Origin of the sequence: Myxococcus sp. AM011 (assembly GCF_013372595.1) — a bacterium.
In the GTDB taxonomy this organism is placed as follows: domain Bacteria; phylum Myxococcota; class Myxococcia; order Myxococcales; family Myxococcaceae; genus Myxococcus; species Myxococcus eversor.
Window position 1 is genome coordinate 1 of sequence record NZ_JABXEM010000064.1, and the last position, 12,175, is coordinate 12,175.

Annotated in this window: 13 protein-coding genes and 1 other RNA gene; 7 read left to right on the forward strand and 7 right to left on the reverse strand. The window is 69.5% G+C overall.

The genetic code is table 11. The annotated features are described in order from the left end of the window. Positions 1–31 precede the first annotated feature (31 nt). The 3 genes from rnpB to HUW62_RS15625 form a co-directional block, all read right to left on the reverse strand. Positions 32–427: RNase P RNA component class A (gene rnpB / locus HUW62_RS15615), an RNA gene on the reverse strand. 67 nt (positions 428–494) lie between these two features. Further along, a complete protein-coding gene (locus tag HUW62_RS15620) occupies positions 495–1,121 on the reverse strand; it encodes a ribonuclease HI family protein (RefSeq protein ID WP_163865328.1) in 627 nt (208 codons plus the stop codon). A gap of 7 nt (positions 1,122–1,128) precedes the next feature. Next, the gene (locus tag HUW62_RS15625; RefSeq protein WP_163865327.1) at positions 1,129–1,860 is read right to left on the reverse strand and encodes a zinc ribbon domain-containing protein; all 732 of its coding nucleotides are present in this window, start codon (positions 1,858–1,860) and stop codon (positions 1,129–1,131) included. 162 nt (positions 1,861–2,022) lie between these two features. On the opposite strand from HUW62_RS15625, the gene HUW62_RS15630 reads away from it, so the two are divergent. Both HUW62_RS15630 and HUW62_RS15635 read left to right on the forward strand, forming a co-directional pair. Beyond that, entirely contained in the window at positions 2,023–2,802 is a 780-nt protein-coding gene (locus HUW62_RS15630; protein ID WP_176434924.1) for a hypothetical protein, read from the forward strand. A gap of 152 nt (positions 2,803–2,954) precedes the next feature. Next, positions 2,955–3,119 carry a hypothetical protein gene (locus HUW62_RS15635; protein WP_176434925.1) on the forward strand — a complete coding sequence of 55 codons (165 nt, stop codon included), beginning with the start codon at positions 2,955–2,957 and terminating at the stop codon, positions 3,117–3,119. Positions 3,120–3,262: 143 nt separating this feature from the next. On the opposite strand, the gene HUW62_RS15640 is transcribed toward HUW62_RS15635, so the two are convergent. Then, positions 3,263–3,556, reverse strand: a complete 294-nt coding sequence (locus tag HUW62_RS15640) for an FYDLN acid domain-containing protein (RefSeq protein WP_163865325.1) — start codon at positions 3,554–3,556, stop codon at positions 3,263–3,265. A gap of 146 nt (positions 3,557–3,702) precedes the next feature. Here HUW62_RS15640 and HUW62_RS49670 point away from each other — a divergent pair, with 146 nt between their 5' ends. Further along, positions 3,703–5,364, forward strand: a complete 1,662-nt coding sequence (locus HUW62_RS49670; RefSeq protein WP_163865324.1) for an AgmX/PglI C-terminal domain-containing protein — start codon at positions 3,703–3,705, stop codon at positions 5,362–5,364. 158 nt (positions 5,365–5,522) lie between these two features. Here the strand turns inward: HUW62_RS49670 and HUW62_RS15650 are convergent, their stop codons facing one another. The 3 genes from HUW62_RS15650 to HUW62_RS15660 are packed head-to-tail and all read right to left on the reverse strand — an operon-like array spanning position 5,523 to position 8,304. Continuing rightward, positions 5,523–5,777, reverse strand: a complete 255-nt coding sequence (locus HUW62_RS15650) for a DUF3006 domain-containing protein (protein WP_240356330.1) — start codon at positions 5,775–5,777, stop codon at positions 5,523–5,525. Next, on the reverse strand, positions 5,774–7,066 hold the full coding sequence (locus HUW62_RS15655) for a ComEC/Rec2 family competence protein (RefSeq protein ID WP_176434926.1): 1,293 nt from the start codon (positions 7,064–7,066) through the stop codon (positions 5,774–5,776). The genes HUW62_RS15650 and HUW62_RS15655 overlap by 4 nt, the downstream gene beginning before the upstream one ends. After that, on the reverse strand, positions 7,063–8,304 hold the full coding sequence (locus HUW62_RS15660) for a ComEC/Rec2 family competence protein (RefSeq protein ID WP_163865507.1): 1,242 nt from the start codon (positions 8,302–8,304) through the stop codon (positions 7,063–7,065). The genes HUW62_RS15655 and HUW62_RS15660 overlap by 4 nt, the downstream gene beginning before the upstream one ends. A 114-nt stretch (positions 8,305–8,418) precedes the next feature. Here HUW62_RS15660 and deoC point away from each other — a divergent pair, with 114 nt between their 5' ends. The 4 genes from deoC to HUW62_RS15680 all read left to right on the forward strand — a co-directional run bounded on the left by deoC (position 8,419) and on the right by HUW62_RS15680 (position 12,172). Next, the gene (gene deoC, locus HUW62_RS15665; protein ID WP_163865322.1) at positions 8,419–9,252 is read left to right on the forward strand and encodes a deoxyribose-phosphate aldolase; all 834 of its coding nucleotides are present in this window, start codon (positions 8,419–8,421) and stop codon (positions 9,250–9,252) included. Positions 9,253–9,267: 15 nt separating this feature from the next. Continuing rightward, positions 9,268–9,660, forward strand: a complete 393-nt coding sequence (locus HUW62_RS15670; RefSeq protein ID WP_163865321.1) for a TraR/DksA family transcriptional regulator — start codon at positions 9,268–9,270, stop codon at positions 9,658–9,660. Between the two features lie 65 nt (positions 9,661–9,725). Further along, positions 9,726–11,453, forward strand: a complete 1,728-nt coding sequence (locus HUW62_RS15675) for a phospho-sugar mutase (protein WP_176434927.1) — start codon at positions 9,726–9,728, stop codon at positions 11,451–11,453. 77 nt (positions 11,454–11,530) lie between these two features. Beyond that, the gene (locus HUW62_RS15680; RefSeq protein ID WP_176434928.1) at positions 11,531–12,172 is read left to right on the forward strand and encodes a hypothetical protein; all 642 of its coding nucleotides are present in this window, start codon (positions 11,531–11,533) and stop codon (positions 12,170–12,172) included. The last annotated feature ends 3 nt before the right edge of the window (positions 12,173–12,175 follow it).

Consider the following 12,175-nt stretch of genomic DNA (forward strand, 5'->3'; position numbering starts at 1 on the left):
GGGCGCGCGGGCTGGGGCTCACGAGGAAAAGCGCCGGAGTGGCCCTGTAAGCCGAGTTCTGTCCCCGCCCCTTTCGGAACGGGCGATGAACATTCATCTAGGGCCCTGGTTACCCAGGGGCCTCATCAGCGAGCAACCCGAACGCATGGGACGGGCAATCCCTGTCCCCCAGACAGCGGGGACGCGCTCCTATTGGCTCTTGCTCCAGGTGGGGTTTACCGTGCCGTCTGAGTCACCCCAGACGCGGTGCGCTCTTACCGCACCGTTTCACCCTTACCCGCCCCTTTCGGAACGGGCGGTCTGTTTTCTGTGGCACTTTCCTGCGAGTCGCCTCGACTGGCCGTTAGCCAGCACCCTGCCCTATGGAGCCCGGACTTTCCTCCCGCCACCCGTGACTGCGGTGACCGGCGTTCACCCGGACCACTCCGGCACCTGTCCCTTACAACAGCCTCGGGACAGCGGTCCACTCCAGGGGACTCGTAGGGCGTGGCGGACTACATCCGCTCGTCGATGGCCCGGTTGCTCATCTCATCCGCCTGCGCGTTCTTCGCGCGGGGGATGTGGTGGAGCTTCACCTTGGAGAAGAGCGCCAGGAGCCGCCGCGCCTCCTCGAAGAGGGGCCTGAGCGTCATGCTCTTCACCTGGTACAGCCCATCCAACTGGCGGATGAGCAGCTCGCTGTCGGCGTAGACGTCCACCTCGCGCGCGCCCATCGCCTTCGCGTGCTTCAGGCCCAGCAGCAGGCCCTGGTACTCGGCGGTGTTGTTCGTCTGCGTCCCGAGGAAGCGACCGAGCCGCGCCACCACGTGCCCCTCGGGGTCCGTCACCACCGCGCCCGCGCCCGCGGGGCCGGGGTTTCCTCTCGCGGCGCCGTCCGAGTAGACGCGCACGCGAGGAAGGGGCTCGGAAGAGGGGAGCGGCTCCACCGCCCGGGAGGCGGAAGCCGCGCTCGCCGCCGCTCCGTCCTCGGCCCTCGCGGGAGGGCCCAGACGGGTGGCGGCTTCGTCGAGAAGCTGACCCAATCGCTCCCGCGTGAGTCCGCGGAAGGTGCGCACCGTCGACGAGAGCGGCTCCTCACGCGCGATGTGGCGGAGGATGTCGACGAGGGACGGTGCCGTCATCGGCGGCCTACTTCGCCGCCGCGGGTGTTTCCTCGAGGGCTTCCACCGCGTAGATGATGCGGTTGCAGGACGGGCAGATGTCCGTGCCCAGCGAGGTGCGCAACTGGTTGTAGAGCTGAGGGGGCACGTTCATGTTGCAGCCCCGGCAAGTGCCCGCCACCACGCCGACCAGCGCGGGCAGCTTCTTCTTGCGGATGGACTCGTAGCGCCGCAGCAGGTTGGAGTCGACGGAGTTCGCCACGGCGGCGCGACTTCCCTCGAGCTTCTTCACCTGCTCCTCGGACTCGCCCAGCTTGCCGCGCAGCTCCGCCATTCGCGCCGAGAGGCCTTGCTGCTTCGTCCCGAAGTCGGCCTCCTTCCCCTTGAGGGCCTCGCGAGCCAGGCCGAGCTGTTTGATGAGCTCCACCTGTTCCTCGGCCATCGTCAGGTTGGCCTTCTTGGCGATATCGATTTCACGGGCCAGGGCGGAGTACTCGCGGGTGGAGCGCTGTTCGCTCAGCCGCGCCTCCCACTTCTTCACCTTGTCCTTCTCGTCCGTGATGCTCTGCTCGCGCTCCGCCTTCTGCCGCTCCATGTCAGTGACGCGCGCGCGCTCAGCCTCGATGGCGCTGCGAGCCACACCCAGCTCGCGCTCCAGTTCGGCAATCTGACGGGGGTGGACGTCCGCGGCCTTCCGGAGCGATGCGACCTCCAGGTCCACATTCTGAAGCTCCGCCAGCGCCTTCAATTTCTCCCGCAAAGTTGCTGCCTCCCACAGAGCCGCACCGTGTACGGCCGCGCGCTCTTCTACCAACAAGGGTGATAAGGGTCCAACGCCCAAATGGACCATGAGTCATCCCCTGGGCCCTTGGATTGCTCCTCGCCATTTGAAAGAGCTTCACGCACCCGTTAGACCGGGCACGTGCTCCGCGCCACCTTTCATCGCCCGCTGCTCCTCCTCGCGCTCGTCTCCGCATGCCGCGAGACGCCCCCTCCCTCGGCCACCGACGCTCCCGTGGCGACGGCTCCCTCGCCCGCGCGCCCCGCCGCCGACGTGAAGTGGGGCACCGTCGAGGGTCGCGTTCACCTCATGGGCACGCCTCCTGCCCCTACCTTGTCTCCCACCACCGGCACCGTCGTGTCCGTGTGTGGCGAGCAGGCGGAGGACCGCTCCCTCGTCGTCGGCCCGGCGGGGGAGCTCGCCCACACGGTGGTTTCCCTCAAGTCCGGCGCGGGGCTCCCCACTCCTTCCCGCCCACCGCCCGAGCCCGTGCTGGACCAGAAGAAGTGCGTCTATGAGCCGCCCGTCCTGGCCGCCCGCGCCGGCGGCTCCGTGACGCTGCGCAACTCTGATCCGCTCGTCCACAACGTGCGCGCCGCCTCCGGCTCCAACCGCTCCTTCTTCAACGTGGCCATGCCGCTGGAGGGAATGACGACGCGCAAGCCGCTCCCCGCCGAGCCGGGCATCGTCCCCATCCGCTGCGACATCCACCCCTGGATGCGCGCGGTGGTCCGTACCTTCGACCACTCCTACTTCGCGACCACCAGCCCCGAGGGGCGCTTCAAGCTGGAAGTCCCCGAGGGCACCCACACCCTCGTCTTCTGGCACGAGCGGCTGCCCCCGGCGGAGCGGACGGTGACGGTCCGCGCCGGGGAAATCGCAGAGGTCGAGCAATCCTGGGCGGTAGGCGACCTGAAGTAGCGGGATTGCTCACGCCTGTAGCGAAAGGTTGAAAGATTTCCGGCGCTGGACGTTCTAGATGTCGAGGCGTGGGTGATCCGGATTTCATTTCCGCCCCGGTAGAAAAATTGCTACAATACTGGCGAGCAACATCACGAGAGGGGGGCCGAGTCATGCAACAGGCCAAGAAGCGGACGACTCTGACGAGCCAGTCAAACGCGCACCAGGAGCCGACCCGCAAGGACATCCGTCCGGTGGGGATGCAGGAGATGGGACCTGGCCTCTACGAGCAGATCCGCCGCGCGATGATGGAGCTGTCGCTGGCGTCGGGAACTTGAGCGGAGCGCGGCCGGGCGCATCACGCTGAACGGAGCCTTGGCGGCGCCCCTCGACGGGCGCGCCCTCGCTTCAAGGCCTCGTGGGTACGACCGAGGCGCAGGGACTCCCGGCAACCGCCAGGGAGTCCCCATCACCCCACGACTCAGGTTTCTTCTTCTTCGGTTTCCGCCGGAGCGCTCTCGTCGTCGTCGAACGAGTCGAGGTCTTCTTCCTCTTCCTCGCTCGCGGCCGCGGGCTCTTCGGGTTCAATCGGTTCGATGACCTTCGGGGCGGCGGCCAAGCGTCCGCGTCGTCCCTCGGGCTGGGGCTTGAGAGCAGGGCTTTCCCGCTGGTCCGCGCCACACTTGGGGCACAGCGGGTCAGGCTTCTTCATGTCGTAGAACTTCGTCTGGCACTTGTAGCAGACGAACTTCGATCCGAGGTCCTTCGCCGGCATTCGCCACCTTCTGAATAAGGCCGAGAGAAGACAGAGGGCGGCTGCATAGTTGGCGCGCAAGACGGAGTCAACCGATGGTTTGCGCGGGAGATTTCTAGCGGTAGCATCCAGAACCCAGTCTCCCCCCAGTGAGCCGGACGCTCCCCTTGAACTTCACCTGCGACAATTGCCAGAAGCGGTACTCCATTGCGGACGAAAAAGTCCGCGGCAAGACGGTCAAGGTCCGTTGCAAGAACTGCCAGAACGTCATCACCGTCGAAGGACCCGCCGAAGAGGAGAGCACCCGCGTGGTGTCGCTCGCGGACGTGGAGCGGCTGCGAGCGCAAGAGCGCTCCCTGGCCGAGCCCGCCGCCGCGCCCGTCACCGCCGCGCCCGCCGTGGCCAAGGCGCCACCCGCCGCGCTTCAAACGCCCTGGGACGATGAGCCCACGCGTGCAGCACCCATGCGGGCCACGGGTTCGCCCTGGTTCGTGATGGTGAAGAACAAGCAGGAGGGCCCCCTCGATGAGGGTGCGCTCCGGGAGCTCGTCGCCACCGGCACCATCAGTGGCCGCAGCTTCTTCTGGCAGCAGGGCATGGCGGACTGGAAGCGCGGTGCGGATGTGCCGGAGCTCGCCGGGCTGTTCACCCCGCCGCCCGAACCGGAGCCCCTGCCTCCTCCGCCTCCGCCCGTGGCGGAGCCACCTCCTTCCGCCCGTGCCTCGAAGAACGCGCCTGCTCGTCGGGAGCCGGAGCCGGAGCCGCAGCACTACTTCCCCGAGCCGGAGCCGCAGTACCCCCAGGAGCCGGAGCCCGAGCCGGAGCCCCAGCGCGCCTGGGTGCCCGAGGAGGACCCGGACACGACGTATTTCGGCGAGCCTGATCCACGGGGCCAGCAGCCGCAGGCCGCGGCGCGACGGGGTGCCGCGCCCACCGCGGCTCCGCTGAACGAGCTGTTCTCCGACCTGGACCTTCCGGAGAAGGGCGACCAGGACGACGTCCCGCAGGAGGATCCGCTGGCCTCGCTGGGCGGCGGTGACGAGGAGGAGCGTCGTCCTCGGGAGGACACGCGCCACTTCGCCAAGAAGGCGGGCGTCACCAAGCGCAACTCCGGTTGGAAGTACGCCGTCTTCGCGCTCCTGCTCATCGTCGTCCCGCTGGGCGGTGCGTACGTGCTGTCGGAGTCGCTGGGCGTCATGCCGTTGCGCGTGACGACGGTGGACGCCGCGGGCGCTCCGGTGGAGCAGTCCGTCTTCACTGGCGCGGGCATGGGCGCGCTGCGCGACAAGCTGCTGGGCAAGACGCCTCCGCCGGTGGCGCCTCAGCCTCCTCCCAAGGCGGCGCCCGAGCCGAAGGCCGAGCCTCCCACCGAGCCCAAGGCCGCCGAGCCTTCGGCGGGCGAGGGTGCCGCCGTGCCTGCTCCTTCCGAGGCGCAGGTGGCGGCCGTCTACAACGACGCGGAGAAGAAGGACGTCGCCCCGGAGGTCCGCGAGGGTGCGGACGTGGCCGCGGCGGATACGGAAGAGGTTGGCGGTCCCTCGGACGAGGAAGTGGAGCGCATCGTCGAGCAGACCCAGGTCTCGTTCCGCGACTGCGTGGAGCAGGAGCTGAAGCGCAACCCGTCCTTCAAGGGAGGGAAGGTGACGCTCACCGCCACGGTGGGGACGTCCGGCGCGGTGAAGGCCACGACGTTCAGCCGCAAGGATTTGAACGGCTCGTCCAACGCGGTGGGCTCCTGCATCCGGGAGCGCGCCAAGCGCATGGTCTTCTCCAGCTTCTCGGGAGAGGACGTCGACCTGGAGATTCCGCTCGTCCTCTCCGGGCGGTAGTCGCTCTCAGGCCCTGGGCCTCTCCCTCTCGTCTTGAGGGGAGGCCTCGGGCCTGGATGCCTCACTCACTCTCGGGCGATAGCCGCGTGCGCGGTCCCCGGGCCTCTCGCGTCGAGGGGGGCCTCGGTTGGGACGCCCCGCGCGCCCGGGGCCTTGGCTCAGAGGTCGAAGTCGCCCGGAGGTGGCTTCTTGCCCTGCATCGCCCGCTGACGCGCCAGGCGCACCTCCTCGCGCAGCGCCTCAGTGGCTTCGGAGTCCACGCGCATCGTCTCCAGGTCCAGCACGTCGCCCTCGCGCACCCCGGCAGGGAGTGACGAGAGAGGCCGCGTCACCTCGCGCCCGTCGACGATGAGCACCGCGATGTCGTCTTCGATGCGGTCCAGCGTGGCCCGCGACATGGGTGCCTTCGTCATGGGTTGCAGTCCTGGGCGGGCTGGCGTCCCCCCTGGGCCGCTTCCTCGCGCGTCTTGAATTCGATGAGGTTCTCGGCGTGGATCTTCTTCGCCCCGTCGCAGTCCGGGTAGTGGAACTTATTGCGTTTGCGGCTGGCGACGTACTTGCCCTTGTACTTCTTCGAGCGGTCCGTGCGCCCATCGGCCACGGGCGCGGGCGGCTCCGTCTTCGTCGTCTGGAGCGTCTCGATGGGCTGCACGTCCTCGGGCGGCGGGGGCGGGACCTGCTTCTCGGGCAGGGGCTTGCCGGCCCAGAAGTTCGGCTCCGGCGTGGGCCCCTGGCCCACGAGGGTGTAGCGCGTGTCGCTGGGCTTTCCCTGTGGCAGCCGCTGGGGCGTGACGACCAGCGACTTGCCGTCGCTGACCACCTGCACCTCGCCATCCACGTCGGTGCGGAACACCTGGACGTGCGCGGCCTTCAATCGGTCCAGCGTGGCGGCGGCTGGGGCCCTGAGGTCGTTGTTGGCGCCCACGGAGATGACGGCGGCGCGCGCTCCCACGCGGGCCAGAAAGGGCGCGGTGGTGGCGCTGTTCAGCCCATGGGCTCCCACCTTGAGCAGCGTGGACTGGACGGAGACCTCGCGCGCGAGCAGGTACTCCTCCGTCTGCGCGAGCGCGTCACCGGCGAAGAGCACCGACGTCTCGCCATAGGAGAGCCGCATGACGATGGAGTTGACCTCCATGGCTGCCTTGTCGGACTCGAGGAGCGGCTCGGTGGGCGCCCGGGGCCAGAGGATGGTCAGTGAGACGCCGTCGCCCAGGTTGATGCGCTGCGGGGCATTGGGCGTGGACGTCGGCGGCGCGGGCGAGACCACCTGGATTCCGCGCCCGCTGATGGCGGTGAGCAGGGGATTGTAGTCGGGTGGAGCGCCGGGCAACTGCGGCTCCATCAACTGGCGCGCGCCCACCCTTCGCAGCACGGCATCCAGCGCACCGTGATGGTCGTTGTGCGGGTGGGTGAGGATGACCAGGTCCAACTGCTTGACGAGCAGCTCCGGGAGGCGATTCACCAGGTGGCCGGCGGCACTGGCCGGGCCCGAGTCCACCAGCACCGTGTTGCCCTTGGGGGAGACGATGAGCGCGGCGTCTCCCTGGCCCACGTCGAAGAAGTAGACGTGCAGCTTCCCGTCGGCGGCGGTGCCGAAGTAGCGCCGGGTCTCCGAGGGGCGAGCGGTGGACGGGTCCGGTGATTCCTTGCAAGCCGACAGGGCCAGCAGGGTCCCCAGCAAGGCGAGATGGCGGGGGCTCATGGGTGGCAATCCTCTGCGGGGCGACGCTCGCGCAGGGCGGCTTCGCGGTTCAGGTAGAGCGTGCGTTCAGACTTGGAACGCTTCAGCGTGGAACACGTCTCGCGGTGGAACACCTTGCTGTTCTTGAGTCCCACATAAGGCCCGGAACTCTCGGTGCTCGTGAGCGCGCCGCCGCGCTCACCTGGAGCGGGCGAGGTGCCCCTGCTCTCGTCACGAGGCTCGACGGAGGCGACCGTGCCTCGTCCCGTGCGGGAGGGAGTGGGGACGACGGGGCCGAGCGCGATGGGGCCCGGTTTGAGGTTTCCTGGCACCACCAGCAGCGCGCCGGTGCCGCCGTTGGCCCGCAGCGTGACGGAGTGCCCGTCGCTGGCGGCGATGACCTCGCCATCCCGGTCCGTGCGCAGCACGTGGGCGCCGACGGCGTCGAGCCGCTCCAGCGTCTCGCGAGCGGGGTGGCCGTAGTCGTTCTTGGCGCCGACGGAGATGACGGCGGCCTGGGGTTTCGCCGCGGCGAGGAACGCGGCGGTGGAGGAGTGCCGTCCTCCGTGGTGGGCGACCTTCAGCACCGTCGTCGTGAGGTCGAGGGGGCGCTGGAGCAGGGCGGTCTCCGTGTCCGGCTCCGCGTCGCCGACGAGGAGGAAGGCCGTCTTCCCATAGGTCAGCTTGGCGACGATGGAGTTGGAGTTGGCGTCCGAGCGCGTCCCCGTGAGGAAGGGCTCCCGGGGCGCGCGCGGCCAGAGGACGGTGAGCGACACGCCTTCCCCCAGGCCGATGGTGAGCAGCGAATCCGGGGTGGCGGGATTGGGCTCGGGGTTCATCACCTGGCCCACCGAGTCGCCGACGAAGCCGAGCAAATCCTTGTAGGCCTCGCTGGGGTGGTTGAAGCCCGGGTCCATGAAGCGCTTCGCACCGACGGCGCGCAGCGCGTCCGTGAACCCGCCCAGGTGGTCCAGGTGCGGGTGGGTGAGGATGGCCAGGTCCAGTGGCCCCGTCACCAGGGTGCGCAGTCGGGCGGCGAGTCGCTCACGGGCCTCGGGAGGGCCTCCGTCGATGAGGACCGTCTTCCCGGTGGGGGAGATGATGAGCGCGGCGTCGCCCTGGCCCACGTCGAAGAAGTGGACCGTGAGGGGCCTGGTGTCGGTGCTGAAGGTGAGAGGAGGGGAGGGCGGGCTCGCGGCGATGCCTGGAAGCGCGGCGAGCAGGAGGGCAAGGAAGCTGGACAGCCGGAGACGGGACATCACGGTGCGGACTCTACCGCCACGTTCCCACCCTCGGCACCTCGGGTGCGAGCAGGAAACGCACGGGTCGCTCGCGCGCTTCCCGAGGCCCTGGAAGTGGGCTAAGGGGCCGCCATGTCCGACTTCGAGGACCTCTTCAAGTACGTCGAGGAAATCGCCGACCAGGCTCGCCGCCGCCTTCAGGCGTGGACGGGCGCCCGGGAGGCCACCCCCACCGACGCCACTCCCACCCCCTTCACCCGTCATGGCACGGGGCGCGTGGACCTGGACTCCGTCCGGTCCGCGGCGGACCTGGCGCCGTACATCGACCACACGCTGCTCAAGCCCGAGGCGCGCGAGGAAGACGTGGTGAAGGTGGCCGAGGAGGCGCGTCGGTACGGCTTCGCCACGGTCTGCGTGAACAGCTCGCACGTGGCCACCGTCGCCAGAATCCTGGCGGGTTCCTCCACGGTGCCCATCGCCGTGGTGGGCTTCCCGTTGGGCGCGGCGCTGTCGTCGGCCAAGGCGTTCGAGGCCCGTGAGGCCATCGCCGCCGGGGCGCGTGAAATCGACATGGTGGTCAACATCGGCGCGCTCAGGGCGAAGGACCATATCGCCGTGTTCCTGGACATCGCCGCCGTGGTGGAGGCCAGCCGCCCGTATCCGGTGAAGGTCATCCTCGAGACGACGCTGCTCACGCGCGACGAGAAGGTCTTCGCCTGCCTGCTGTCGAAGTCCGCGGGCGCCGCCTTCGTGAAGACGTCCACCGGCTTCAGTTCGGGCGGCGCGACGGTGGAGGACGTGGAGTTGATGCGCTCGACGGTGGGCGACGGCGTGGGCGTCAAGGCGTCCGGCGGCGTCCGCTCTTCCGAGGACGCGATGAACATGCTGCGTGCGGGCGCCAACCGCCTGGGCGCGTCCGCGTCGGTGGCCATCGTCACCGGCCAGGTTTCCACCGCGAAGTATTGATTCGGCGGAGCCGACGTGAACGCGAAACAGCGAGATGAACTCAAGGCGCTGCTGCTGGCGCTGCATGCCGAGCTGACCGAGAAGACGCCCTCGAAAATCGAGCCCAACCGCACCGATGACGCGCGCATCGGCGGCGATGAGGACGAGCAGCCCCTCAACGAGATGATGCAGGCCATCGCCTCCAACCGGAACCGGAACATGGACGGCGTGCTGGCCCGCGTGCTCAAGGCGCTGGGCAAGCTGCGGGACGAGCCGGACTCCTTCGGTGAGTGCGAGGAGTGCGGGGACGAGGTTCCGCTCGGGCGGCTGCGGGCCATGCCCTATGCGGAGCTGTGCGTGACGTGCCAGGGCGGCAAGGACGGTCCCAAGGGCCGCGCCACGCGTCGCAAGCTCACCGACTACAGCTGAAAATCCACCGGCGCCCGAGGCGGGTCTTCCGCGCGCGCCCAGATTGCACGAGGCTTCGAGGCTCCATGAACGACACCGGATTGAGAGAGCGGGCGGAGGCATGGCGCCTGGCGGACCCGGACCCCGTCACCGCCGAGGAACTGGCGCGGCTGCTCGCGCAGGGAGACCTCACCGAGCTGGCGGACCGCTTCGCTGGCGACCTGGAGTTCGGCACCGCGGGCCTCCGCGGCGTGCTGGGCGCCGGGCCCAACCGGATGAACCGCGCCGTGGTGCGCCGCACCACCGCGGGCCTGGCGCGCTACCTCAAGGAGCACGTGCCGGACGCCGCCACCCGGGGCGTGGTGGTGGGTCGCGACGCGCGCAAGCTGAGCGCGGAGCTGGCCGAGGACACCGCCGCAGTGCTCACCGCCGAGGGCATCCCCGCCCATGTCTTCTCGCCGCCGGTGCCCACGCCGCTCGCCGCGTTCGCCTGCCTCCACCTGAATGCCGCCGCGGCCATCATGGTGACGGCCAGCCACAATCCACCCGAGTACAACGGTTACAAGGTGTACTGGGGCAACGGCGCTCAAATCATCCCCCCTCACGACACGGGCATCGCCTCCGCCATCGCCCGGGTGGAGCCCGCCAACCGCGTGCCGCTGCTGACGGTGGCCCAGGCGCGCGAGCAGGGCCTGTGGCGTGACATCCCGGACTCGCTGGGCGAGGACTACCTGCGCGCCATCCTCGGGCTGCGCGTGCACAAGAAGGGCTCCGACACGCTGTCCATCGTCTACACGGCGATGCACGGCGTGGGCGGCGTCTGGGCGGAGCGGGCGCTGCGCGACGCGGGCTTCCCTCGCTTCACGCCCGTGGCCGAGCAGCAGATGCCGGACGGCCGCTTCCCCACGGTGCGCTTCCCCAACCCGGAGGAGCCCGGTGCCATGGACCTGTCGCGCGCGACGGCCGAGCGCGTGAAGGCCGACCTGGTGCTGGCCAATGACCCGGACGCGGACCGGCTGGCCGTCATGGCCCGCGAGGCGGATGGCGGGCTGCGCATGCTCACCGGCAACGAGGTGGGCGTGCTCCTGGGCCACTACCTCCTGACGCAGGGGACGAAGCGGGGCCGCCCGTACGTCGTCACCACCATCGTCTCGTCGACGCAGCTGGGGGACATCGCCCGCTCGCTCGGCGCGGCGTATGACGAGGTGCTCACGGGCTTCAAGTGGATCGCCAACCGCGCGCTGGAGCGCGAGCGCTCCGAGGGCCTCCAGTTCGTCTTCGGCTACGAGGAGGCGTTGGGCTACACCGCCGGCACCGTGACGCGGGACAAGGACGGCGTCGGCGCGGCGCTCGTCATGGCGGACCTGGCCGCGTGGTGCGAGTCGCGCGGTACCACCGTGCTCGGCTACCTGGAGGAGATTCAGCGCCAGCACGGCCTCTACGTCGGCGCCCAGCGCAACGTCACGCTGCCCGGCGCGGCGGGCGCGCAGGTCATCCGGGGCATCATGGATGCCTTCCGCGCCCGGCCTCCCTCCCACGTCGGCACGGAGGCTGTCCGGGCCGTGCTGGACTACCAGCGCGGGGTGAATGGCCTGCCGCCGTCCAACGTGCTCGCGCTGGAGCTGGAGGGCGGTGGCCGGGTCACCCTGCGTCCGTCCGGCACCGAGCCGAAAATCAAATACTACTTCGAGCGCAAGGAGACGCCCGCGGCGGGTGAGCCCCTGGCCCAGGCCCGTGCGCGCGCCGAGGCCCGGCTGACCTCCTTCATCGAAGCCTTCATCGCGCTCGCACGTGAGCGTGGACAACCCACCTGAGTCCTGATTCACACCTCACCTCGTTCTTCGGCTTCCCCCTGGCCGCGCCTGGCGTGGCCCCCGTCGAAAGGATTCGTGTGAAGCGCCTCGTTCCTGGAGTCCTCCTCGCCTGCCTGTTGGCCCTTCCTGGCTCCGCGTTGGCGCGAGGTGGGCAGGGCTGGTCCGTGCTCGCCGCCGACACGCTGGGGCGGGGCAACACCGCGTTCTCCGGGCAGATCGGCTGGCCGGGCCTCACGCTGGGCGTGCTCCATGGCACCTCGGAGCGCTTCGACATCGGCGGCAAGTTCAGCTTCAACTGGGGCCGCGAGGGCTGGGTGCGCCACACCGCGCCCGGCATCAAACTGCAGGCGTGGATGCGGTGGGAGCTGGCCAAGACGAGCAAGGTCTCCTTCGCGCTCACCTTCCAGCCCGGGCCGCTCTTCTACTTCGACGACGGCGACACGGACGTGGGCCTGGCGCTGCCGGTGGCCTTCGTCGTGGGCATCCCCGTCACCAGCGCGCTGATGGTGAACGTGGGCATCGACATGCCCTTCCACGTCTACTTCGGGGAGAGCATCGGCCCCGTCATCCCCATCCTGGTGGGCGGCGGGCTCGAGTACTTCATCGACAGCCGGCTGGCGGCCACCTTCAACCTGCGCATGGGGCCCGCGCTCATCCCCGACTGGGACGAGAGCGAGTTCGCCATGGAGGCCCTCTTCGGCATCGCCTACCGCTTCTAGAGC